20 protein-coding genes are annotated in these 23,358 nt (G+C 40.4%); 6 read left to right on the top strand and 14 right to left on the bottom strand.

All coding sequences use genetic code 11. The features are described 5' to 3' along the window. Positions 1–82 precede the first annotated feature (82 nt). The 3 genes from EV194_RS00215 to EV194_RS00205 all read right to left on the bottom strand — a co-directional run bounded on the left by EV194_RS00215 (position 83) and on the right by EV194_RS00205 (position 5,181). Positions 83–2,146 carry a putative porin gene (locus EV194_RS00215; protein ID WP_132432159.1) on the bottom strand — a complete coding sequence of 688 codons (2,064 nt, stop codon included), beginning with the start codon at positions 2,144–2,146 and terminating at the stop codon, positions 83–85. A 168-nt stretch (positions 2,147–2,314) separates the two neighbouring features. Beyond that, on the bottom strand, positions 2,315–3,334 hold the full coding sequence (locus EV194_RS00210; protein ID WP_132430900.1) for a 2-oxoacid:ferredoxin oxidoreductase subunit beta: 1,020 nt from the start codon (positions 3,332–3,334) through the stop codon (positions 2,315–2,317). Next, entirely contained in the window at positions 3,331–5,181 is a 1,851-nt protein-coding gene (locus EV194_RS00205) for a 2-oxoacid:acceptor oxidoreductase subunit alpha (RefSeq protein WP_132430898.1), read from the bottom strand. Before EV194_RS00205 ends, EV194_RS00210 begins: the two co-directional genes overlap by 4 nt. Before the next feature lie 196 nt (positions 5,182–5,377). Here EV194_RS00205 and EV194_RS00200 point away from each other — a divergent pair, with 196 nt between their 5' ends. After that, positions 5,378–5,905: a gamma carbonic anhydrase family protein gene (locus tag EV194_RS00200; protein WP_132430896.1), complete on the top strand. Its 528-nt coding sequence runs from the start codon at positions 5,378–5,380 to the stop codon at positions 5,903–5,905. A 5-nt stretch (positions 5,906–5,910) separates the two neighbouring features. Here EV194_RS00200 and murI read toward each other — a convergent pair whose 3' ends face one another. The 10 genes from murI to EV194_RS00150 all read right to left on the bottom strand — a co-directional run bounded on the left by murI (position 5,911) and on the right by EV194_RS00150 (position 15,750). Then, complete coding sequence (gene murI / locus EV194_RS00195; protein ID WP_243699281.1) at positions 5,911–6,786, bottom strand: glutamate racemase; 876 nt, start codon at positions 6,784–6,786, stop codon at positions 5,911–5,913. A gap of 77 nt (positions 6,787–6,863) precedes the next feature. After that, positions 6,864–7,379, bottom strand: coding sequence for an OmpH family outer membrane protein (locus tag EV194_RS00190; protein WP_079558828.1), 516 nt, complete (start codon positions 7,377–7,379; stop codon positions 6,864–6,866). Positions 7,380–7,406: 27 nt separating this feature from the next. Beyond that, a complete protein-coding gene (locus tag EV194_RS00185; RefSeq protein WP_132430894.1) occupies positions 7,407–7,925 on the bottom strand; it encodes an OmpH family outer membrane protein in 519 nt (172 codons plus the stop codon). Positions 7,926–7,942: 17 nt separating this feature from the next. After that, on the bottom strand, positions 7,943–8,452 hold the full coding sequence (locus tag EV194_RS00180; protein ID WP_132430892.1) for an OmpH family outer membrane protein: 510 nt from the start codon (positions 8,450–8,452) through the stop codon (positions 7,943–7,945). A gap of 81 nt (positions 8,453–8,533) precedes the next feature. Then, the gene (bamA, locus tag EV194_RS00175) at positions 8,534–11,101 is read right to left on the bottom strand and encodes an outer membrane protein assembly factor BamA (RefSeq protein ID WP_243699280.1); all 2,568 of its coding nucleotides are present in this window, start codon (positions 11,099–11,101) and stop codon (positions 8,534–8,536) included. Positions 11,102–11,107: 6 nt separating this feature from the next. Next, positions 11,108–11,887 (bottom strand): isoprenyl transferase, encoded by a 780-nt coding sequence (locus tag EV194_RS00170; RefSeq protein ID WP_243699279.1) that lies wholly within the window; start codon positions 11,885–11,887, stop codon positions 11,108–11,110. After that, positions 11,856–12,635 carry a type IX secretion system protein PorG gene (porG, locus tag EV194_RS00165; RefSeq protein WP_132430888.1) on the bottom strand — a complete coding sequence of 260 codons (780 nt, stop codon included), beginning with the start codon at positions 12,633–12,635 and terminating at the stop codon, positions 11,856–11,858. The genes EV194_RS00170 and porG overlap by 32 nt, the downstream gene beginning before the upstream one ends. Positions 12,636–12,749: 114 nt before the next feature. Continuing rightward, the gene (locus EV194_RS00160; protein WP_132430886.1) at positions 12,750–13,628 is read right to left on the bottom strand and encodes an NAD kinase; all 879 of its coding nucleotides are present in this window, start codon (positions 13,626–13,628) and stop codon (positions 12,750–12,752) included. Positions 13,629–13,643: 15 nt separating this feature from the next. Then, a complete protein-coding gene (locus EV194_RS00155) occupies positions 13,644–15,059 on the bottom strand; it encodes a POTRA domain-containing protein (protein ID WP_132430884.1) in 1,416 nt (471 codons plus the stop codon). A gap of 25 nt (positions 15,060–15,084) precedes the next feature. Beyond that, entirely contained in the window at positions 15,085–15,750 is a 666-nt protein-coding gene (locus tag EV194_RS00150; RefSeq protein WP_132430882.1) for a CBS domain-containing protein, read from the bottom strand. 161 nt (positions 15,751–15,911) lie between these two features. Here EV194_RS00150 and EV194_RS00145 point away from each other — a divergent pair, with 161 nt between their 5' ends. From EV194_RS00145 to EV194_RS00125, 5 genes are all read left to right on the top strand, one after another. Continuing rightward, the gene (locus EV194_RS00145) at positions 15,912–16,631 is read left to right on the top strand and encodes a pyridoxine 5'-phosphate synthase (protein ID WP_132430880.1); all 720 of its coding nucleotides are present in this window, start codon (positions 15,912–15,914) and stop codon (positions 16,629–16,631) included. A 1-nt stretch (position 16,632) separates the two neighbouring features. After that, complete coding sequence (locus EV194_RS00140; protein WP_132430878.1) at positions 16,633–17,439, top strand: alpha/beta fold hydrolase; 807 nt, start codon at positions 16,633–16,635, stop codon at positions 17,437–17,439. 425 nt (positions 17,440–17,864) lie between these two features. Continuing rightward, complete coding sequence (locus tag EV194_RS00135; protein ID WP_243699278.1) at positions 17,865–18,602, top strand: hemerythrin domain-containing protein; 738 nt, start codon at positions 17,865–17,867, stop codon at positions 18,600–18,602. A 32-nt stretch (positions 18,603–18,634) separates the two neighbouring features. Continuing rightward, a complete protein-coding gene (locus EV194_RS00130; RefSeq protein WP_132430876.1) occupies positions 18,635–19,210 on the top strand; it encodes a response regulator transcription factor in 576 nt (191 codons plus the stop codon). A gap of 48 nt (positions 19,211–19,258) precedes the next feature. Then, positions 19,259–19,672: an RDD family protein gene (locus EV194_RS00125; RefSeq protein ID WP_132430874.1), complete on the top strand. Its 414-nt coding sequence runs from the start codon at positions 19,259–19,261 to the stop codon at positions 19,670–19,672. Here EV194_RS00125 and EV194_RS00120 read toward each other — a convergent pair. After that, entirely contained in the window at positions 19,627–23,352 is a 3,726-nt protein-coding gene (locus EV194_RS00120) for a sensor histidine kinase (protein ID WP_243699277.1), read from the bottom strand. The genes EV194_RS00125 and EV194_RS00120 overlap by 46 nt on opposite strands. Positions 23,353–23,358 lie beyond the last annotated feature (6 nt).

Genomic DNA, 23,358 nt, shown 5'->3' with positions numbered 1-23,358 from the left:
AGAATGCCGAATTCCTAAAATGCTCTATCAAAAAGCAGGCCACAAAGTTACACAGAATTTTGAGATACCCCAAACACCAAAATCAGTCGTAGAAATTCCAGGAGAGACCAAACCTTATTGCACGGGGATTTGCAGGATAATTTAGAGTATGAAAATAATCATTATTCGGATAACCCTGATTGATGTGATCCATTTTTATAAATATCCGTGCACGCTTCAGCTGCATGTTCAGAAACAGATCTACATAGGGATAATCGCCGGTTTTGCGTTGTCGTTGAGCATGAAACTGTCCGGTTGCCGGCATGTATGCCGGAGAATACCAGCGGGTGTTGTATCTTAAATCAAACCCCAATTGAACGAACAGCACTTCGAATAAAGTGTTCTGATAATACAATGAACTGTATAGTGACCATTCAGGCAATGGCATTAATTCTGAGTTGCTGGTTAACTGGTAAAGGATGGTGTTGTGATTGTGGAAATTACCCAGGTTGAAATGCTTAAACAGTCGGAATTCAACCGCTCTCAGGAAAGATCCTGATTGGGTTGGCATGGCATTCTGATCCCAATAGAAGTAGTCGTTAATGAGCCTGGTTTCAGCCGAAAGTTCAAACTTCCTGGTGGGTATTTTAACCGCCCCGCGCAATCTCAGGGTTTTTACCTGGTCAAACCTTTCGTCCCATATGAAGTGGTTGGATGTATACCGGGATTCGAAAAATCCCGGAGAAACAAGATACAATCCACCATCGGCAAATATTCCCGCTGTGTCGTTGGCTAATCGGAACTGACTGTTGATGGCTCCCGTGATTTCAGTGTCGCCGGTGCGATAACCCTGAAAATACAATCTCATCCCGGCATTCCACCTAAAGGATTCACCCAGGTTTTTAAAAATCTGTCCACCAATCAGTGTGGTCGTTAATTGCTCTTCTTCCGACATGTATTCGGGTGAAGTGGTAAAAGTGCCTTCAACTTCCGGCAAGGCCGGGAAGGTGAATTGTTCAACTTCGTTGGTGATGAATGCTCTTAAGCCGAACTGAAGAAGCGGGTTTGCTTCTTCGTTAAACCTTAGTTGAAACGTGTTTTTTATTGATGTATAATAGAGGTAATCTCTTGTTTTTGTTGTGTCTATATAGATGTTGTCATAGAAAAACGGCTCATTAGGAGAGAAGGAGTTACGTAAATTTTCAATGCGATGTTGTCTCCTGTTCCTATCAAGATGAAAGGTATGAATGGCAGTTCCAACAGGCAGCTCAACACGTTCGCCTTCACGCCGGCTCACGGTTATATTACCAATGTTTAAAGCCTGATTGACAAAGATTTGATGATTGTCGATGCGATTGCTGGCATCATAGAATCTAACAGGAATATTCTCCTTCTCATCGTAATCATATCTTTGAGGGTTAAGAACAAAATCATCATCTTCAATTCCGGCATTTTCCAATTGGTCGGTTTTGTTGTACACGTATGATCCGTGAACTTCATACCTAGGTCCGTTATAACTTGAAAAAAAACGGAAATGGCGGTTTTCAACTTGTTGAGCTTCGTATCTTCCAATGGATGATATCAGCTGATAATCAAACCCAACATTCCATCTTTTATTGACATTTTGAGTAAAAAGCACCCCGACAACCTCTTCTGACCTTCGTTTAGGTGCGGCATACTGGTAATATAGATTGGTGTAGGGGGTTTTAGTGTTGTAGTAACGCCACTCCTCCGGCTCTTTAAAAAAAGAACGAAGATTATCGGCAAACATAAAGCGGGAATAGATTGGCATTTTTGAAACCATGGCAGGTTGCCAAGGTGCTCCTATATTTCCCAACTGCACACTAGCGATGGCTTCTCTGTTTGCCGGGTTGTGTATCTGAAAACCCTGTGAAAGTGTATCGATGGAAACGGTATCCCGGCGAGTGCCTAAATCCTTTAAAAACCAATTGGTTATTTTATGTTCTACAGGTTGCTGACGAGGCTCAGATACTTCTCCATGGTCATGACTGTGGTCATGGTCGTGATGATGGTCATCTGTATGACCTTCCTGTTGAGCAGGCGTTCTCCCGCCACCAGGAACTAATTCCCGGTCAGGCATAATTTGCGCATTGAGTGTAAACACACTCAAAAGAATATACGATATCAGAATCAGGAGACTTCTCATGCAGGGCAAATATATTGAAAAATCCACAACCATGGAGTATGAATGTGCAATTCGTTTAGGGTTGGTTTTGTTAATGGTTGTGATTACCTGCAAAAATAACGAATATCATTCGTTATTTATATAAGAAGTAAGGGTTTAATTTCCTGCTTAGTCAGAGTAATGGAATCACTATTCCACCTCCCACACATCACCCTCAACTGCCAAATCCCGAAAAGTTTTGATGTTAGACGATGATTGTACTCTTTCAATCTGGTGGATAACTTCCTGATCGTAAACCGGGGCTTTTACTTTTCTGATAACACCCAGGGCAACGGGAAATTCCGGGTACTCCATATTTGTCAGTTTCAGGTGAAGGAAGGAGTCCTGACATTCGGCATCGTGCACCAGTAAATGATCCTTTGTAATTCCGTTCTCTCCAATTTTTACCACCTTTAACTGCATGCCATCAAGAACAAGCCCTTTGTCGCTGTTTTTTCCAAATATCATGGGTTCACCATGTTTCAGAATAATGGTGCGGTCATGCTTTTCCTCCTTGTCGGTCAGTTCTTCGTGGGTTTTATCATTATAAATCACACAATTTTGCAGCACTTCAACAATGGATGTTCCGCTGTGCATGGCAGCCTCCTTAAATACCTCAGTGCATAAATTTAGTTTGCGGTCAATGGTGCGGGCAAAGAAATTCCCCCGCGCCCCAATGGCCAGTTCTCCGGGTCTGAAAGGATGCTCAATGGTTCCAAAAGGAGAGGTTTTTGAGATGAAACCCCGCTTGGAAGTAGGGGAAAACTGTCCTTTGGTCAGTCCATATATTTGGTTGTTGAACAGGATGATGTTTAAATCGATGTTTCGCCTGATGGTATGAATAAAATGATTCCCTCCAATGGCCAAAGCATCGCCGTCTCCGGTGATTTGCCAGACTTTCAGATTTGGGTTGGCAATTTTTACACCTGAAGCTATGGCTGAACCCCTTCCATGTATGGTATGAAACCCGAAGGTGTTCATATAGTATGTAAATCGCGACGAACACCCGATTCCTGAAACTACCACCACCTCTTCACGTTTTAGGTTTAGTTCGGCCATGGCTTTTTGCACACTGTTGAGTATGGCATGATCTCCGCAACCGGGACACCATCTTACGTTTTGACTGCTTTTATATTCCTCTTTTTGAATGATGGTATGTGGATTATTCATTTCAGTTCCTCCAGATTTTTTCTAAAGAACTCTTTGAGTTCTTTAATGGTGAATGGTAATCCCTGTACTTTATTATATTGAATGTAACGGTGTTGTGGGAAATGGTTCCGCAACCAGGCTGCAAACTGCCCTAAGTTTAATTCACATACAATAATGGTCTTGTATTTACTCAAAATTTCACCGGTGTTTTTTGGAAGCGGATTGATGTAATTAAATTGTGCGAATGCAATCTGATGTCCCTCGTTGGTTAACTCCTCAATGGCTGTATGTAAATGGCCATATGTGCTGCCCCAACCTACCACGAGAACTTCTGCCTCTGTTTTTCCCTCCACTGTAAGTGGAGGAATAAAATTTGCCACCCGTTTAAGTTTTTCCTCTCTTAAATGAACCATGATTTCATGGTTGGGTCCATCATGCGATACAGCTCCGGTTTCGGCATCTTTTTCCAGACTGCCGATGCGATGTTCAAAACCTTCCATTCCTGGGCAAACCCAATCGCGGTTTAATTTTTCGGAATTTCTGAGATAGGGTGAAAATTCACCGGGTTTTTGCCTGCTAACAGGAATCTCAATATTTGGAAAGTCTCCCTCTTCCGGAACCTTCCATTGTTGAGAACCGTTTGCCAGAAAGCTGTCGGTAAGCAGTATCACCGGGATCATATGTTCAAGAGCAATTTTAGAGGCGTAAAATGCATAATCGAAACAGTTTACCGGTGTGCTTGCAGCCATCACAACCAGAGGGCTCTCACCGTTTCTGCCATAAAGTGCCTGCATAAGATCCGACTGCTCTGTTTTGGTTGGCAACCCTGTTGATGGGCCACCTCGCTGAACATTGACCACCACCAATGGCACTTCTGCCATGACTGCCAATCCCAGAGCCTCACTTTTTAGAGATAATCCCGGCCCGGATGTATTGGTAATACCAAGTGCGCCAGCATATGAGGCTCCAATGGCCGATGCAATGGCAGCTATTTCATCTTCGGCCTGAAAAACCTTTACTCCTAAATCTTTTCTGCCGGCCAGTTCTTGCAATATTTCTGTTGCAGGTGTAATCGGATACGAGCCGAGGAACAATTGCAGGCCGCTTTTTTCGGCAGCCAAAAGAAATCCCCAGGCCACAGCCTTGTTACCGCTTAAATTTCTGTAAAGTCCCTTTTGAGGTTCTGTTGTAGTAATGTGAAAAGAGGGCGTACCTGCCTGTATGATATTACCATAATTAAATCCTGTTTCCAGAATTCTCAAATTCGCCTCCATAACCTCAGGTTTATGGCTGAACTTATGGCGTATATATTTTCTGGTATAGTCAATAGGTCGGTTGAACATCCAGTTGATCAGGCCAAGAGCAAACATGTTTTTGCTTCGCAGAATGCTTTTCCTGTCGAGTTTTAAATCTTTGGTGCATTCCTGGCTGAGAGAGGTGATGGGTGCCTTTACGATGTTAAACCCTTGAAGTTTGTCTTCAATAATTGGGTCGTCGGTCTCATAGCCTGCTTTTACAAGGTTCTTTTTGTCGAAGTTGTCAACATCCATGATGATGGTGCCGCCTGGACTCATGAAACTTACGTTGGATTTTAATGCTGCCGGGTTCATTGCAACTAACACATCTGTTAAATCAGCAGGTGTACATACACCCTTACCAAAATGTACCTGAAAACCGGAAACTCCGCTGATGGTTCCTTGTGGTGCACGTATATCAGCCGGGAAATCGGGAAAGGTGGATATGTCATTGCCAAAAGCGGCGGTAGTTAGTGAAAACAACGATCCGGTGAGTTGCATACCATCTCCGGAATCTCCGGAGAATCTGACGGCGATCCTGTTTGCATCAATTATTTTAGATCTTCTTTGCATCGTGACCCTGGTTTATGTATTTGTGTATTTGATGCCTGAATGTATTAAAACCAATTTACCGATTTATTTGTTATAATACAATGACGAGAGTGCTCTGGTGTCGTGCTTTTTCTATGATTTTTATCAACAGAAAATCCAGTTGGCAGGTTGCAGAGTATAATTAGTTATCTTTGTCTGGAAATTAAATAATCAAGTCATGGCATTAGTAAGAGAAGTCAGAGGATTTACACCCAAAATAGGTAAAGACGTTTTCCTGGCGGAAAACGCCACCATCATAGGAGACGTTGTCATTGGAGATGAGTGCAGCATCTGGTATAATGCTGTTTTACGAGGCGATGTTAACTCCATTAGAATCGGTAATCGGGTAAATATTCAGGATGGCACTGTATTGCATACTTTATATCAAAAATCGGTGGTTGAGATTGGTGATAATGTTTCAGTAGGACACAATGTGACCATTCACGGAGCAAAAATTGAGGACAATGTTCTTATAGGTATAGGGGCGACAATTCTGGATCATGCAGTGATTGGCTCAAATTCAATCATAGCTGCTAATTCTTTGGTGCTCACCGGAACCATTGTGGAACCTAACAGCGTTTATGCAGGCGTACCTGCTAAAAAAGTTAAAGAGATTGAACCTGGGCAATCCAAAGATATGATTCATAAAATTGCCAACAATTACCTGATGTATGCAGGATGGTATTCTGAGGATGGTGGAAACTGATTCTATTAGTACTCCAACCTTATTGCTGTTATCTCCCTGTCCATAAATATCGAGGCGGTTTGTGAAAATTTGTTGGGATGTTCAGTGGTGTAAAATAGGCAACGATTGTTCCTTGAAATTCTTGACTCCATTTCAGGATGGCGTGCAAAATAGTCTTTCAGACTTTCGGCAACAATTGGCCCCTGCGAAATAATTCTTACACCTGCGGGAACGTGTTTTTTAATAACTGGTTTGAGCAGAGGATAATGGGTGCATCCAAGTATTATGGTGTCCGTTTCAGGGGCTTTTTTAAACAGATTCTCAATATTCTTTTTTACAAAGAAGTGCGCTCCTTCCGACAGGTGCTCATTGTTTTCAACCAATGGAACCCACATTGGACATGCCTCCTGTTCTACCCTGATATGAGGAAACAATTTTTTTATTTCCAGTGGGTATGATTCTGAAAGCACGGTGCCAGTGGTACCTAAAACACCCACACATCCTGATTGTGTTAGTTCTCCGATTTTTTCCGCACTTGGACGGATAACTCCTAATACCCTTCTGGAAGCATCAATGTGAGGCAAATCAATTTGTTGAATGGTTCTTAGCGCTTTTGCCGATGCGGTATTGCAGGCGAGAATTACAAGTGGAGAACCCATTGCGAAAAGCGATTTTACAGCTTGCAAAGTATAACGATACACCACATCAAAAGATCGGCCTCCATAGGGCGATCTGGCATTGTCGCCCAAATAGGTAAAGTCATATTCAGGAAAAGAGGATAAAAGATCATTAAGGATGGTAAGTCCTCCATATCCCGAATCAAATACTGCAATAGGCCCCGGTTGATGCATGTTCTGGAAATATCTTTGATATAATGAAAAAGGAGGCTTCCCTTTAAACATTTATTGCAAACGAACTACGTTTGCAATAAATATTCAGGAAAAACCTCCTCTAAAATAAGTAAAAATATCTTACCTCGTTAATTAATTCCAAGTTTTGCTTTCACAAGCGGGGCACAGTCAACACTGTCGTCAGAGTGAAACAGCACCACCTGTGAGCTAACATCGAAAATGTAGATGAATCCATTCTCTTCTCCTACAGCATCAATGGCTCTTTGTAGTTTTTCCAGGATGGGCTGATATAATTCCTGCTCTTTTCTGGAAAGCGTTTGTTGTGCCATGGACTGGAAGTTCTGTAGTCGTTGTTCAATTTCCTGTATCTCTTTTTCCATGGTGGCTCTGATGAGTTCAGGCATGTTTTCGCGTTCGGCTAAATATTCACGGAATTTGCGTTCGTGCTCCTCGCTCATTACACGCATTCTGTTCTGAAGAGTTTGTGCCTCTTGTTGGAGTCGCCTGTCTGCTTCCTGCTTTTCAGGCATATGCATGATTAGTTCCTGCATATCGATGTGTCCAAACTTCAATTCCTGGGCTGAGGATATCAAAGGAGTAATCAACAACAGAGTGATTACAACAGAAAGTTTTAAAAGTTTCATATTACGATGCATTATTATTATTCAACATTAATTCTGAATTCCTAATTTTTGTTTTACAAGCGGGGTTACATCCACGCTGGTTGGCGACTCAAAAAGAGTTAAGCCTGAATTTATCTCGAAGATGTACAAAAAGCCATGTTCATTTCCTACCTCTTCTATGGCAGAGAATAGTTTATTGAGAACAGGTATTTGCAATTCTTCCTGTCTTCTTTGTAGGGTTTGCTGAGAATTGGTAAAAAACTCCTGAACCCTTTGTTGAAGCTGAGCATACTCTTCCTCCTTAGCTGTTCGTTGAGCTGGAGTGTAAGTGTCAAAATTGGTTTCATACTCAATTTCAATACGGTTGAGTTCTTCTCTCATGGATGTGAATTGTCTTTCCAGCACAGAGGTTTCATCTTCCATGGTTTTGCCTATTTGTTGGTATTCAGGCATTTGAAGAATAATGTCGGCAACGCTGACATGTCCGAATTTCGGGGATTGTGCCGAAACTCCAAAGGACATTAATAAGGCAATAATAATCAGCCCGCTGTTTCTAATTAATCTCATTGATATCTGGTTTATGTTTATCTTCTATGGCCAAGTCTTTGTAGCACCTGGTCGCTTCTGTCGTGTCTCGGATCAAGATATAATACTCCGTTGGCTTTATCAAATACTGCGGCCAGATCTTCTTCTCTTGCTATTTCACGTATGGCATTTGATACTTGCTCTTGAATCGGTTGTATCAATGTCTCCTGTCGTTTAGCCATTTCTCCTTCAGCCCCAAAATATTTATGCTGAAGCATTTTAGCTTCTCTTTCTTTTGCTATTATGGCCTCTTCTCTGCTTGTTCGCATTTCGGCAGATAAAAATACACTTTCTGTTTGATAGTTCTGATACATACGTGCAACTTCCTGATAAATTTCTTCTATCTCGGCCTGCCAGCGGGTAGACAATTGGTTTAATTGTTCCTGAGCTGCCTGAAAGGCCGGAATGTTTCGTAATACGTAGTCAGTATCAACAAAGGCATATCGTTGTGCATAGGTTGTGGTTTGCAAACCTATTATTGCCAGCAAAATTAAAATTGTCTTCTTCATATGACAAAAATTTTATCGTTCTTGGTTTAAAGCTAATGCAATTATTTACAGGTAATACAAAAACTAAACCATTTTTTAATATTAAAAATTCTGTCCCATTACGAAATGGAAGTTACTGCCGTTTGCATTGGGATTATATGGGTTTTGATCGAAACCATAACCCCAGTCAATTCCCAACAGACCGAACATTGGAAGGAAGATTCTCAGTCCAACACCTGCCGACCTGTATAGTTGAAACGGGTTGTAATCACTAAACTCTGCCCATGAGTTTCCGGCCTCAGCAAAAACTAATCCGTAAACCGTGGCCGATGGCTGAAGGGTTAAAGGATATCTCATTTCCAGAGTCATCTTGTTATATATGTTTGCGTTTGCCACTTGTCGGAAGCCAGAAGACTGTGTTTCATCGGGAATTATACTAAAAGCTGTTAAAGAGTTGTTTTCATATCCTCTCAAACCGACGTTTTCGCTGCCGTAGTAGCTGAAATTCATAGCCATACCGTCGCCACCCATAGTGTACTGCTCTAAAGGTGAGCGTCGATGTTTATTGTAATACCCGAGAAAACCAGCTTCTATACGCGGCATAATAACCAATTTGTTTGCATTATCCAGAGTTTTAAACATACTTCCTTTAAAACTCCACTTATGGTACTCAATGAAGCGATATAATTCTTGTTGATTGGTTACGGTTGAATAGTCTTTATCACTAAACCAGGAATACGGTGGGGTAAATTCAAGCCCTAAACTAAAGTCAGATCCCGATCTGGTATAAAGTGGGTTATCAATTGAGCGACGTGATAGGACTGTTCTAAATTTTATATTATTGGCACGACCGTTTGACATAAGAAAATGCCACCTTTTCATATCGTAATGCTGATAGCTTAATTCATTATATAATACAAAGTAGTCATCGGGCCAGGTGAGCCTTCTTCCTAATCCCACTGACATTCCAAAAGTTTTGAAATGTCGGGAGTCGTCTCCTCTTAAGGCAAAAGGATCCTGTCGCATTCCATACATATTGAACATACTGCCATACCTACTGCTTACACCTGTTTGTATTGATCTGTGTAAGGAAACACTCAGTGAGTTTGGCTTACTACCACCCAACCATGGTTCCATAAAACTGACGCTATATGCCTGGTAATATCGGCCGTTTGTTTGTGCTCTGAGTGATAAAGTTTGCCCATCACCTGTTGGAAGTGGTCGCCATGCTTCACCGTTAAAAAAGTTTCTTACCGAGAAGTTTGTGAATCGTAATCCCAATGAACCTACAAACATTCCTGCTCCCCAACCCCCGGAAAGCTCTATCTGGTCGTTTGCTTTTTCTTCCAGGTTATATTCCAGATCAACCGTTCCTTTATCGGGATCAGGCAATGGAACAGGTCGAATTTTTTCCGGGTCGAAATGGCCTAATTGGGCTAATTCCCGGACTGTACGTATCAGGAGCGCTTTGTTGAACAACTCACCTGGTTTGGTTCTTAATTCCCTGCGAACAACATGTTCGTGAGTTTTGGTGTTCCCCCGAATAATGACGTTGTTAATTGTTGCCTGATCTCCTTCAAAAATTCTCATCTCCAAATCAACGGTATCATTTTCAATGCGCACATCCACCGGGATGATTCGGCTGAAAAGGTATCCGTTATTCATATAGAGATTATGAACCGCATCGTCGTCTATAAATAGTCTTTCATCAAGTCTTGTCTGATTAAAAATATCCCCTTTTTGGATTCTTAATACATGGCCAAGATACTCACCTGGATAAATGGTATTACCGATCCAGGTTATATTTCCAAAGTAATATTGGTCACCTTCCTCAATTTTTATATTTATGTCAACTGTATTATCGTCAGCTCTTGTAACTGATTCTTCTATGATGTATGCATCGCGATAACCTCTTTCATTGTATTTTTCTATAATGGCGCGCAGGTCGTTTCTGTAGTTTTCTTCAACAAAACGTTTGGTCCTGAAAAAGTTACGAAGTCGACGTCGTTGATTGGTCTTCTTCATAATTCGGTTCAAACGGTTATCAGTAAACTCTTCGTTTCCTTCAAAAGTCAGACTGTTAACTTTTACTCTCTCTTTTTTATCTACGTGTACATCCAGTATAACATGGTTTACTCTGGCTGTATCGTCACGTTGCACAATCGAGACTTCCGTATTGTAGAATCCTCTTTCAACAAAATGACTCCTAATGAATCGCTGTGCTCTGTCAATAAGGTATGGAGTAACCTGGCTGCCTCGCATCATGGCGACTCTGTCGTTTACCGCGTCAATTTCTGAGCGGCGCAGTCCTGTATAGTTAATTTCAGATAATCGTGGTCGTTCCTGAAGGTAAATTTCCAGCCAAATTTGGCGACCTTCTATTTTGGCTGCAGAAATTTTTACATCGGAAAAAAGTCCGTAGTCCCAATACTTTTTGATGGCATTGGTAATATCATCTCCGGGAACTGTGATCTGTTGACCAACTCTTAATCCTGATAAATTCGCAAGAATTTGCGGATCATTGTTGAGATCACCGACAACTTCGATTCCGGCAATTGTGTAGCTTCTGGGAGTACCTGAATAAGATATTTCAGGGGTGGACGTTTGTCCGTTAAGCGTTAAAATTGAAATGATAAAAAGGAAAAGAATTGTACTGAAACGTTGCAACATCATTGTTTATTTAAGTATTAACTGATCACTTGTTTTTCCGAAACGTCTTTCTCTTTGTTGATAATTTAAAAGTGCTTCATGGAAATGTTCCTTGCGAAAATCAGGCCATAATACATCAGAAAAGTATAATTCTGAATAAGCAATCTGCCAAAGCAGGAAATTACTTATTCTTAATTCTCCGCTGGTTCTTATAAGAAGCTCAGGATCAGGCATGTTTTTCGTTTCCAAATATTGGCTAAACAAATGATCGTTTATTTCGTCTGAATTAATTTTATTGTTTTTAACATCTTCGGCCAACTGCTTAATGCCCTGAATTATTTCCCATCTGGAGCTGTAACTCAGCGCTAAAACCAAAGTCAACCCTGTATTGTTCGACGTTTTTTCGATGCAGGAATTGAGTTTGTCAATAACATTTCCGGGCAAACTTTTTTTACAGCCTATGGATTTTAATTTTACGTTGTTTTTCATCAGGGTTTTGGTTTCCGATGCAATGGTGGAAACCAAAAGTGACATCAGTGCATCAACTTCATTCTTCGGTCGGGTCCAATTCTCTGTTGAGAAAGCATAAAGAGTTAGAAATTCAATGCCCAGTTCTGCTGCGGCTTCTGTGACTTCCCGTACAGCTTTTACTCCATTTTGATGGCCAAAGACCCTCACGTTACCTCTTTTTTTTGCCCAACGCCCATTGCCGTCCATGATAATGGCTACATGGCGTGGTAATTTTTCCCGGTTCAATTGTTCTTTTAAAAGCATACTATCTTCTTCCTCTGTTGTGGAAACCATCATAACATTTTGCATCTCTGGTAAATATATTGAAGGTAGCATATACACCAACAATGGAATACCAGTCATTATTATGCGTCCAATTCGATCTTCCAAAGCCAAACGGGTCACCCGGGTTGACAGGAAAATCGGTTCCAACTACATCTAAATCATCGGTGAAAGTTTTACGGAAAGTCCATTCTGCTCCAAGTTTGAACCAATCGGTAACTTTCCATTTTACTCCTGCACCGAACGGCAAAGATAATACAAAAGTCGGTTTTTCAGAGTGATTATCATCTACTTCTTCATATCTTGTGTAAAAAGTAGATGCCACACCTAAAGCAACATAAGGAGTAAAGATGGTTTCAGGCCGGTGTGGATGGTCAAATGAGAAAAAATTAATTTCCAAAAGCGTAGATAAATCTATCACATTTCTTTTGAAAGAGTATGGGGCAGAATCATATTCGCGCAAATGTACGTCATTAAACTCGGGGTAAGAGCCGCTGAGACCGGCCAGTTGCAATCCGCCTCTGAATGCAATTCGGTCGTTAACATTATATCTTATAATACCTCCTATGGAAGGATGGATGTTGTAAAACATTCTGTCAGGATTCAGATCTCCGTTATACCAGGAAATTCCAAGAAACGGACCTCCTTCTATTTTTGTTTGTGCTTCTACCGGAGCTGATAAAAAACCAATGAATAGAAATGCCAAAAATAAGCCTGATTTCAGGTGTTTGTATAGACTGTTATACGATTCTGGTTTTTGCATTGATAGAGTTATGAAGATTACCTTGATTATTAAGTCCGTTTTTATAAATAATAAAAACGATAACAGGTTTGATTTATTGCTCTTATTGCCATTGGGGAAACATCTATAATGAAGTCAGTTTCTTTTATCGGCTCCCCACATTAGCTTGGAGCGCAACGTAGAGTAAAATGTATGTCCTTCGGGTTCAATTACTGAAACTGAAAAACCGGCTTTTCTTATGATCAATTCAGTCTCTTCATCTAAAATACAGCTTCTTGAGTCGAGTGATGCCAGGTAGGTGCCTCCGCGTCCTTCAACTTTTAATTTTAACTCTACATCATTTGGCACCACAAGTGGTCGCACCGTTAAATTATGAGGAGCAATTGGGGTTATCACGAAATCCTGAGACGAGGGATGCAATATAGGGCCACCAACGCTTAATGAATATGCAGTGGAGCCTGTGGGAGTGGCCACAATAAGGCCATCTGCCCAATAGGAGTTTAAAAATTCATCGTTTAAATAGGTATGGATGGTTATCATTGATGATCCATCTCTTTTTTGGATGGCTAATTCGTTTAAAGCACATCTGAATTCACCAAATTCAGGGATTTCTGTAACAAGTTTTAGCAAATCCAGTTGTTTTACCCTGAAGCGTTTGTTTAAAATATCATCTAGTGCTTTTGGCAACTCCTCCATCGAAATGTCTGCCAGAAACCCTAATCGGCCACTGTTAATCCCTGCCATAGGGATTTTTTTGTTGCGAATCATGGTCACAGCATCCAAAAAAGTGCCGTCTCCTCCAATGCTGAACATTAGATCTGATTCCGGCAGATCATGATGATTGTTGAACAGTTTGTCGGTTTTAGGATGAATGCCGGCTGTTTGGGTCAGGAAATTGTAGAATGGAGCGTATATACAGAAGTCAATTTTTTGTTCAGCCAAGTGATTGAACAGACTGGTGCATCGTTCATAAAACAATTTTCCAAATTGTTTGCCATAAATAGCTATTTTCATTTTTTTCAGGTTTGCTTACATGGATAGGTTAAAATGTACAAAAATCCCATGTTCGCCAAAATTATTAAAAGAATAATTCAGACTCAAAATTTTATCATAAAAAGTTACCATATCAAACCCAAATCCATAACCCATTAGTAAACTGTTTGCCATTTGATTATAGCTTATGGCTCTATCATTAAGAACGTAACCTGCATCAAAGTGAAGTCTGAAGTATAATGCATAGTGAACTCTCGAAAACTGAGAAACAGGTATCCAGTTGATGTTTCTCTCTGTTCTGGGAATGATCTCATACAATAATCTGTTTTGAACATAACCATAAGATGCTCCATCTATTACCCGGTATTCAAAACCATTCAGATACTCTCTGTAACCAAGACCTGTTCTGAAAACATAAGGAACCTGATCTTTATCGATGGCAGACAAATGTGTTTTACTTCCGGCAAATATTCGATTGGTCAACGGGTATTGGAATGATGCTGTGGCGGTTGTCTGAAAAAAACCTTCATAGCCATTGTCGACGCTGAATCCCCGTCTGGCAAACGAGAATTGATATTTATTTCCCCGTAACGGATAGATTTTTGAATCTCTCCTGTCGTACTTATATTTATATTCGGCATCGATGGATTGATTGTTGTTGGAGTTTGATGGCAAAAAATCGGGATTAATTTTTCGCAAAGTATCTGCAGCATTTAAATTTTCATAGGTGACGGTGATTTGGTGGTGATGGTCAAGTTGATGTCTGTAGAAGTAATTGAACTCAAATGTTGATTGTCTTAAAAGTCTGGACCCTGAGGTTTTTATAAATACTTGCTTGTCGTACATGGTGTTATAGGCCGTTTGGTCATACGAGAGCCATCCTGCGCTAAAGCCCCAACCGGATTGCTGGTTAAATCCGGGTTTTTTAAACTCAAAAAGTACCTGGGAGCGATATCCGGTTACCATTCTCAGTTTAAGAGTCTCGTTTCTCCCTCTGAAATTGTCGTGTTTGAGGTAAACGCCATAATTGAAATGGGAGCCATCGTTTATTCGAAGAAAATCACTGAAGTTGCGTCCTTCCTGTTCAAATACCGGGAAAGCCCATATGTACCATCTCTCTTCAACATCAATATGAAAGCTTACGGTTCTTCTGTCGGGGTAAATCACATCTATCTCAACAAAGTTAAAAAGGGATGTATTCAGCAGGTTTTGTTCTGCGCGCCTGGCAAGAGCAAGAATATCTTTTTCTTTGATGAGGTTGCCGGTTTCAAACGGCAACTCAGTTAAAATGGTTATTTCACGGGTGCTGTGATTTCCGGAAATGTAAATGCTGCTTACCTGGCGGTATTCATCATATGAAGATTGAACCTCAATTCCGGCTGATGCCGGTATTGAGTAAAGGAAAATAGCTATGATTAGCCCAAAATATATATCTGCACATTTCCATCCCATCCCACCAAGAATATCAAAACCTGACCTATACGCTCAAATAACGAATCAACGATTCGTAATTTCGTTTGGCTGTTTCATCCATATGACTTTCGGAGCCATATTCGGCTCTTATTTTATAACCGTATCTTTCAAAACCATTAATTACAGGTTGTAAATCGGTTCGATTTAGTTTTATGGTAATGAACAACTGACCGGATAGCGGCTCTTGTGTTACATATAAACTTAGTATTTTGCTGTCAGAGTCTTCTACTATTCTGGCCAGTTCGGAGAGAGCATAGTCGCGCGGTGCAATCTCAATTTGTATGATTCCGCCGGGGGTGTGCGCTGCTATTAATTCACTAAACTGTTGCATTAAATCGTATTGCGTAATCACACCGGTATATTCCTGTTCAATGGTTAAAACAGGAACAATGCTCAGTTTCAATCTGGAGGCTATCTCAATCACATCATATATGTGTTGATGAGCGAAGATGTAAGGTTTCATCAATGATAACCGGTGATTTCCCAGCGGTTCTCCGGCAGTGTTCAGTTCATAAATGTCGGTGTCTGAAACTAGCCCCAGGAACACTTTGTTATTAACAATGGGTAGATGAGAAACCTTAAAGGCTTCCATCCAGTTAAGTGCATCCAAACCTGTGTCAGAGGTTTTTAATGCAGGGATTATGTCAGATATGAGATCTTTTGCCAGCATAAAAATCAGTAATAACGAAATACTTTATAACTTTGTGCTCTGCAAGCTTATATTTAAAGTTAAACCTTTTTATGCAGAAAATAGTTCTGTTGTTAAATAAAAAAGATAAATAACTTTTGGCTTCAATTTAAACAAAAGTTGCTACAAATTAAATACCGAAAATGACTAAACTTAGTGTAAACATAAATAAAATAGCTACATTACGCAATTCACGCGGAGGATTTATTCCTGATGTTGTTAAAGCAGCAGTGGATGTGCAGTTGTTTGGAGCCGATGGCGTTACTGTTCATCCGCGCCCGGATGAACGTCACATTACCAGGAAGGATGTCCACAATATCCGGCCTGTGATTAAAACGGAGTTTAATATTGAAGGATATCCCTCCCGGGAGTTTATAGATCTTGTTAAGAGCGTTAAACCGCACCAGGTTACCCTGGTGCCCGATCCTCCGGAAGCCATCACGTCAAGTTCAGGTTGGGACACCATCGCTCATTTCTCGTTTCTGCAGGAAGTTATTTCCGAATTTAAGGAAAGTGGCATCAGAACTTCTATCTTTATTGATCCGGTAGAAGAGATGATTGCCAAAGCTGTTGAAACTGATACCGACAGGGTTGAGCTTTATACCGAACCTTATGCAACAGGTTATGCCAAAGATCGGGAAAAAGCTGTAGCGCCTTTTGTAGTAGCGGCGAACCTGGCTAATAAACTTGGAATGAAAGTAAATGCCGGTCATGATCTCAACCTCGAAAACCTTAAATATTTCAATGAATGCATCCCCTTTTTAAAAGAGGTTTCAATTGGCCATGCGCTTATTGCCGATGCCTTGTACATGGGGCTTGAGAGAACCATTGCAAGTTATAAGGCGCTTTTGAAAAAGAACTAACATGGAGCTGTTTGCAAGAGAATTGGGTGCCAAGGGGCCGGTTATGGTGATTGTGCATGGACTTTATGGAGAGTCAGATAATTGGTTGACAGTGGCACGGCAGTTTGAAAATGATTACCGGATCATTATTCCTGATCAGCGTAATCATGGTCAAAGTCCACATAATAAAATCCATACCTATGAAGCAATGGCCAATGACTTGCTGGAACTTATCCGCAGCAAAACCAATGAAAAGGTGATTCTGGTTGGTCACTCCATGGGCGGGAAAACAGTTATGCGATTGGCTCTAAAAAATCCTGAAATAGTTAGCAAACTGGTGGTGTTGGACATAGCTCCCAAGGATTACGGAACCTTTTCAAATTTTGCGCAAACTACTACCAATCACCTCAAAATTTTGGATTCACTTATTCAGATATCCATCGACAAAATGTCGAATAGGGGAGAGATGGATCGGGCGTTGTCAAATGATTTGCCTTCAAAAAAACTGAGACAGTTTTTGCTTAAGAATGTGAAACGCAATAAAACAGGAGGATATTCGTGGCAATTGAACTTGCCTGTGTTAAAAGAAGAGATGCCTGAAATAATGGATGGCTTTTCAAACATTCAGTCCGTCAATTCAGGGGGTAGTTTCCCGGTTTTTTTAATCAGGGGTGAGCAATCTCCTTATGTGGCAGATGAGGATACCCTGGTTTTTAATCGGTTTTTCCCGGGAACCCAAATGGTTACCATCCCTGATGCCGGACATTGGTTGCATGCCGATCAACCTGAACTTTTCATGAAAACGCTTCGCTACCTCATTGAGGATTAATGAAGGAATTGCAGATTCTGATTTTGTGTTTTGGTAACAAAACACTATTTTTACTGATTCTAAATAAGCGGCTCTGTGAACTGCTTAGTTTTTGTGGAGTGATAAAAGTAACAGATTGAATTTAGTTTGAAGATTTTTTTTAGATTATAGATCATTATCCCGAGACATTCGGGATTAGACTGATAGAATATTTAAAATGATTGTTATAGACAATTGGCATGCTATCTTGTCTTGTTTATCGGTCTAAAATCTTATCCCACAATACGGGGATAAATTTAGACAGGCTCTAAAAAATCAATAGTTTATTAATTTCTTCTATTTAACTAATTGTCAAACGTTTATGAAATCGCTATAGTATTGCTCAATCAGTTGATAATAAGAAACATACTTGTATCTAATATCTAATAATCTAACGATCTATTGCTATGAGGATTCATGCAAAAATGAAGATGGCTGATCTGGTGCAATTCAATTTTGAAATACTTGCCGTTATTCAGCGACTTCAAATCCCTTTTGGTTTTAAGGACAAATCCATTGAAACAGTATGCAGGGAGAGTAATATAAATGTTGATTTTTTTCTGCAACTGGCACAATGGTTTAACGAGAGGGAAAACTTTCCTCAGCAACAACTGATTGATCATCCTCCTCATTGGTTGGTAACCTATTTGCATAATACTCATCAGTGCTATATCAATTACCAGATTCCGAGAATTGAAAAGGAGATAGAGCAGTTGGAGTCTATGACCGAAATACCCGACCAAACGGCTGCGTTAATGATTCGGTTCTTCAAAGAATACATCAAGGAGTTTTCCGAACACCTTGACGATGAAGAGCAGGTCACTTTTCCTTACGTTCTTGATCTGGAAAAAGCCATAAATGGGGAAATGACTTCGGAGCAGTTTCGCAACAAATATTCAGAGTACTCAATTGACAAATATCTTGATCATCACAGCGATTTGGAGGAGAAGATTTTTGATATGCAGAGTATTTTATTAAAGTATATGTCGCCTCCATCCGATAATTGCCATTTTACAAACCTACTTCTTGAGTTTTATCGATTAGGCAAGGATTTGAAAGATCATACCATATTAGAGGAGAATGTGTTAATTCCCAAAGTTCGTCAAATGGAGGCTGAATTAAAACAACGACCATCGTTTTTTTAATGATCGACTATTATTAAATCAATCAATAGGTAATGGTAAAAATATTAATAGTTGAACAATCATACCTTGTAAGAAAAGGAATCATCCATATACTAAAACAGTTTCCTGAAATTGCTAAGATAGAGATTCTGGGCTCACATCTTGGGGTTGAAGAGGTGCTGGAACATTTCATGCCGGATATATTAATCATTAACACTTCTCTTGCATCGCTGATTGCAGATGAAAAGGTAAAAGGATTGTTGGGTGATTCATCCCGCGTGATATATGTTATTGGAACGGCTTTGCCATATGAATCTCCAGAAAATCAGTTTTCTGTTTTTGATTCAAAAATTTCTATCACACGAAAGCTTGCCCCATATATAAAGGGTGCAGGAAAAGTAAAAGAACCTGAAGAATCAGAAGAACTGACACCACGAGAAAAGCTGATTCTGAAAAATGTGGCTCTCGGGCGCACCAATAAAGAGATTGCCACACAACTCCATATCAGTACACATACGGTTATCTCTCATCGAAAAAACATTACCCGGAAATTGGACATCAAGAGTGTGTCTGGTCTTACTGTTTATGCCATTATAAACGGGTTGATAAAAATGGAAGATATTTCATAAATTGTATGGCTGCTTTTTGTATCATTGCAATTTAAGAATTATAGAACCATGGCAACAAGCGGACAACCCGATGCGGTTTTAAATGCGCCTCATATGGAGCGCATTATAGCTGCAGTAATAGACATCGTAATAGTAACAGGACTGTTTTTCTTTCCCCGTGTTGGTTGGATGATCGGAATTATTTATCATCTGACCAAGGATTCACTGCCTTTTTTAAAAGGTCAGAGTTTCGGGAAGCATTTAATGCGCATAAAGGTCATTACGCGTCCTGACAACAGGAGTCTGGTTCGTCATCCCGAAAAGTCTGTCATCCGAGGACTGGTTCTTCTTATTCCGGGATTAAATCTGGTTGATATCTGGTATTTTTTTACCAAGGGCAGCAGGTTGGCCGATTATTGGGCTCAAACTTCAGTCATTTATACCTCAGATGAGAATCCCGAGAGTGAAGATTCTTCCTTGTAAGGCAGTTGCACATAAAATACTGAACCTTTATTAATCTCTGTTTCGAACCAGATGTGGCCACCTGCATTTTCAATGATTCTGCGTGCTATGGCTAAACCAAGACCCATCCCTCCGGTTTTTGTAGTGAAACTTGGGACAAAGAGTTTGTCTGTGATTTCATCCGGAATCCCTTTCCCATTATCCTTAATGGCAACTCTCACGCCATGACCTTCATTGGTTACAATGATTTCAATTTTACCCAGTTTGCTTGAAGGGATGGCCTGTATTGCATTTTTGATGAGGTTGTTAAACACCCCCAAAAGTTGCTCTCCATCGGCTTTTACATATACCGGGTCGCCTGCCAGATTGATAAATTCGATGGGGATTTTTGTGGAGTTGGCAAACAGGGTTCTGCTGTTTTCAATCTTTTCAATCAGGTTTACAATCTCAGTTTTTGCCGAGGGCATTTGAGCAAATTTTGAAAACTCCGACGCAATGGATGAGAGATTATTGATCTGCTCGATTAGCGTTTGAGTAACTTTTTTCATGTAGCTATCAAAATCCTCAACTTGATCGTTCCAGGCTCGTTGAAGATACTGAATGCTTAATTTCATTGGAGTCAGAGGATTTTTGATTTCATGAGCTATCTGTTTGGCCATCTCTCTCCAGGCCAAATCGCGTTCCGATTTGGCCAGCTTTTCCGCACTAATGGCCAGTTCGTCAACCATGCGATTATACTCTTTCACCAGACTTCCGATTTCATCTTCACCCTTATAATCAATTTTTTCGTTCAGGTGATCTAGTTTTAAGCTGGATATCCTTTCCTGCAACAACAACAAAGGCCTGGTGATTTGTCGGGCCAGGAATACTGCAAATCCAACTACCAAAAATGAGAAAACTAGGTAGAAGTTAATCACGGTAACAATAACTGAAGAAATTTCGTCGCGTAATTCATTGTTGCCCACAAAATAAGGTAGGTTTACGAATCCTGCAAGTCTGTTGTCAGCAGTTATCACCGGCACATAAAACGAGATGTAATTGAGGTTGCCAATACGTTCTTCGGCCAAATACCTTACGGCATCAGTATATGCCAGGTTGAAATATGCGTTTGGATTCATCTGGTGACCTGCCAACCCATTGTGGAACAATTCCGGTCTGGATGTTCCTGTCAATTTACCATCAACTCCGTATAAATTGATGTCTGCATGAAATACGTTGGATATCATTTGGAGTTGATAATTAAGATACTCACCGGGATTTGTGGTTTCGGGGCCTTCCAAACCAACTTTGTATTCCAGTTCCAGCAGGATGGATTGTATTTTGCTCTCTAAAAGTTCGAGATGTTTTCTCTCGAACTGCTGAACGGTGTAGTACACCGTTCCAATGGCAACGATTACAAGCATCAACAATAAAAGCATCACAAATGCTACCTGTATTCTTTTCTGAATGGATATTCTGAATGAGAATCCGGCGGAGCGCCATTGCATGATTAATATAATGAGTGCACCTGTGAGAAAGAAGAAGATAAAGAATATGGAGAAGGCCATGAATACATCCCAAATGGGGAAATCCTGACGACTTAACATAACGGCCATTTGGTCGGAATGCTGATAAAGCAAATGAGAGTGGTCGCTCTCCTTCATAAATACCTTTGTTCCTGTAGCAAGTGGTAGCCAGGATAATTCATTTTTAAACAAGTAGTCTCCGGAACGTCTTACCAGCCTGCCGTTGAGATATTTTGCATAACTGTAGTCCCTGAAAATTCTTAATCTTCCGTATTCGCGTTCGCTTATCAGTAGTTCGGGGTATCCCAACCCTTCAAAATTGGCTTTGGAATGAAGTTCTATAAATAGTGATATTTCCCGATTCGGATCGTTTGGAAAAAAACGGAAAACACCAAAATAGGAAACTCGTCCATTCACGTTATCAAGATAATGAAAATGGTTGCTTCCTGGAATGGTGTATGCATACTGATCCAGCATGTGGAAGAAATATTGGTAGCAGTTATAAATTTCGCCTGTCTCTTCAATATATAAATCTCCCTGCGGCCAGCATGGAATGATTTGCATGTCATAGCGATTCCAGAATCCGTAAAAGTAGAACTTCACAAGATGATTCCGTATAGCCTCCGGATCAGGTTCGGGTTGATCAAGTATTCGTGAGAGGGTGGCATCAGAGGAGATTTGTTTTTCAATTTCAGAAAGATACATTTCGGCCACCGGGTCTTCATCACGCATTAGTTGAAAGGCTAGGTTTTCAATGAGTAGTTCCCTGCCTGATTCCTCTTTGCGAATGGATAAATCCATAAGAACTACCCCGGCATAAATGGCAAACAATCCTGCAAACCATAAAAAGGTTGAATATGAATGTGTAAGGTGAGGCCGGCGTTTTGAAAAAATCAGCAGACTGCTGCAAGCGAAAAACAGAAGAAATGCCCAGTCACTGGCACCAATTCCAATGCCTCTAAAAATCAAGCAGAGCAGGAAAAACGTAATAAAGAAACCGGTGAATATTTGCCAGCGCGTGAGATGCAACAGAAACATCACTACGATGCGCTCTAAAACCATAAGAAAAGAGAGCAACAGTAGCGCCACAATGAGCATTTTGGTAAATGCAACCAGATCGAAATCAATAACCTTAGTAATAATTAGAGATCCTGCAGAATGTTTAGCAAGCAAATAAAACAACTGGTTGATATATATAATGAATAGGGCGCTTATTGCCAGGAATAACCCCAATGCGACATAGGTTTTTAAGTGTCTTCTTTTTCCGTATCCAATATTATCCGGTAGCCTGAAAAACTTAAAAAACCAGAACGAAACCGAGAATATCAGAATGGAATATAATAAAAAATGACCCAGTGACGGAAGAAACTCCGACATGGCAAAATACCTGGGCGAAAAAAGTGCAGAATTGTCCGGTATGATGGCATTCTTTTGCCATATAACGAGATAGTATACCAGTGCAAATAGTCCTGAAGCCAGAAAAAATAATCTGTTTGTCGCACCAGTGTTTGAAAACCGGAACTGGATTCTGTGTACTAAAAGCCAAAGAAACAGAATAGAAATTAAAAATGAGATTCTGCTCATTTGCATAATGGCAGATTGATCCTTTTCGGCACCATTGGGGATGAGGCTGAACAGAAACTCCCCGTTTGAATCATGAATGCCAACATGAGTAGATGATTGTTCACGTGAGATGAGAACAGTAGGTTCGAGGTCAAATTTTGTTGAAAATCCATTTCTCAAAAACTGGTTTTCGTAAGGATATTCCTGTTTAAAGAGGGTAAAGCCAACGGCGAGTATAGAACCGTGTTGACGATACGATGTTAAATACCAGCCATTATCTAATCTTACCAATGGATTCCTGAAATACTGAGGGTTTATACCTTCAACAGGAAGTATGTGGTTGTTCCAGGCAACCAACTCATGGCCCTGAAAAATCAGGTAATCAAAATCTCTTTTTTGAAGAGAATCAAGTCCCCGCCATAACTCTTCGTGCGTGGTATAGGATTCAATTGGTATCTGATCCAACTGATCAGACATTTTTTGGCGGATAGAATTCACTGTTTTTTCTATCCGCTGAGAAGCGAATGGTCTTTCAGGCCGCAGTTCAGACAGATACCTTAATCCTTCTCCCAAAATTAGAAAGAATAGAAATAGCAATATTTGAGGAAGGAATTTTGGGTAATTCTTGTACATGCCTGT

The sequence above is a fragment of the Natronoflexus pectinivorans genome (assembly GCF_004345615.1).
Lineage (GTDB): Bacteria > Bacteroidota > Bacteroidia > Bacteroidales > Marinilabiliaceae > Natronoflexus > Natronoflexus pectinivorans.
The sequence above is the reverse complement of the archived record's forward strand: the minus strand, read 5'-3'. Positions and strand labels throughout refer to the sequence as shown.

Excerpts from the sequence above, each read along its gene's own strand:
- EV194_RS00215 (WP_132432159.1), bottom strand. The coding sequence starts at position 2,146 with ATGAGAAGTCTCCTGATTCTGATATCGTATATTCTTTTGAGTGTGTTT.
- EV194_RS00210 (WP_132430900.1), bottom strand. The coding sequence starts at position 3,334 with ATGAATAATCCACATACCATCATTCAAAAAGAGGAATATAAAAGCAGT.
- EV194_RS00205 (WP_132430898.1), bottom strand. The coding sequence starts at position 5,181 with ATGCAAAGAAGATCTAAAATAATTGATGCAAACAGGATCGCCGTCAGA.
- EV194_RS00200 (WP_132430896.1), top strand. The coding sequence starts at position 5,378 with ATGGCATTAGTAAGAGAAGTCAGAGGATTTACACCCAAAATAGGTAAA.
- murI (WP_243699281.1), bottom strand. The coding sequence starts at position 6,786 with ATGTTTAAAGGGAAGCCTCCTTTTTCATTATATCAAAGATATTTCCAG.
- EV194_RS00190 (WP_079558828.1), bottom strand. The coding sequence starts at position 7,379 with ATGAAACTTTTAAAACTTTCTGTTGTAATCACTCTGTTGTTGATTACT.
- EV194_RS00185 (WP_132430894.1), bottom strand. The coding sequence starts at position 7,925 with ATGAGATTAATTAGAAACAGCGGGCTGATTATTATTGCCTTATTAATG.
- EV194_RS00180 (WP_132430892.1), bottom strand. The coding sequence starts at position 8,452 with ATGAAGAAGACAATTTTAATTTTGCTGGCAATAATAGGTTTGCAAACC.
- bamA (WP_243699280.1), bottom strand. The coding sequence starts at position 11,101 with ATGTTGCAACGTTTCAGTACAATTCTTTTCCTTTTTATCATTTCAATT.
- EV194_RS00170 (WP_243699279.1), bottom strand. The coding sequence starts at position 11,887 with ATGATGGTTTCCACAACAGAGGAAGAAGATAGTATGCTTTTAAAAGAA.
- porG (WP_132430888.1), bottom strand. The coding sequence starts at position 12,635 with ATGCAAAAACCAGAATCGTATAACAGTCTATACAAACACCTGAAATCA.
- EV194_RS00160 (WP_132430886.1), bottom strand. The coding sequence starts at position 13,628 with ATGAAAATAGCTATTTATGGCAAACAATTTGGAAAATTGTTTTATGAA.
- EV194_RS00155 (WP_132430884.1), bottom strand. The coding sequence starts at position 15,059 with ATGGGATGGAAATGTGCAGATATATATTTTGGGCTAATCATAGCTATT.
- EV194_RS00150 (WP_132430882.1), bottom strand. The coding sequence starts at position 15,750 with ATGCTGGCAAAAGATCTCATATCTGACATAATCCCTGCATTAAAAACC.
- EV194_RS00145 (WP_132430880.1), top strand. The coding sequence starts at position 15,912 with ATGACTAAACTTAGTGTAAACATAAATAAAATAGCTACATTACGCAAT.
- EV194_RS00140 (WP_132430878.1), top strand. The coding sequence starts at position 16,633 with ATGGAGCTGTTTGCAAGAGAATTGGGTGCCAAGGGGCCGGTTATGGTG.
- EV194_RS00135 (WP_243699278.1), top strand. The coding sequence starts at position 17,865 with ATGAGGATTCATGCAAAAATGAAGATGGCTGATCTGGTGCAATTCAAT.
- EV194_RS00130 (WP_132430876.1), top strand. The coding sequence starts at position 18,635 with ATGGTAAAAATATTAATAGTTGAACAATCATACCTTGTAAGAAAAGGA.
- EV194_RS00125 (WP_132430874.1), top strand. The coding sequence starts at position 19,259 with ATGGCAACAAGCGGACAACCCGATGCGGTTTTAAATGCGCCTCATATG.
- EV194_RS00120 (WP_243699277.1), bottom strand. The coding sequence starts at position 23,352 with ATGTACAAGAATTACCCAAAATTCCTTCCTCAAATATTGCTATTTCTA.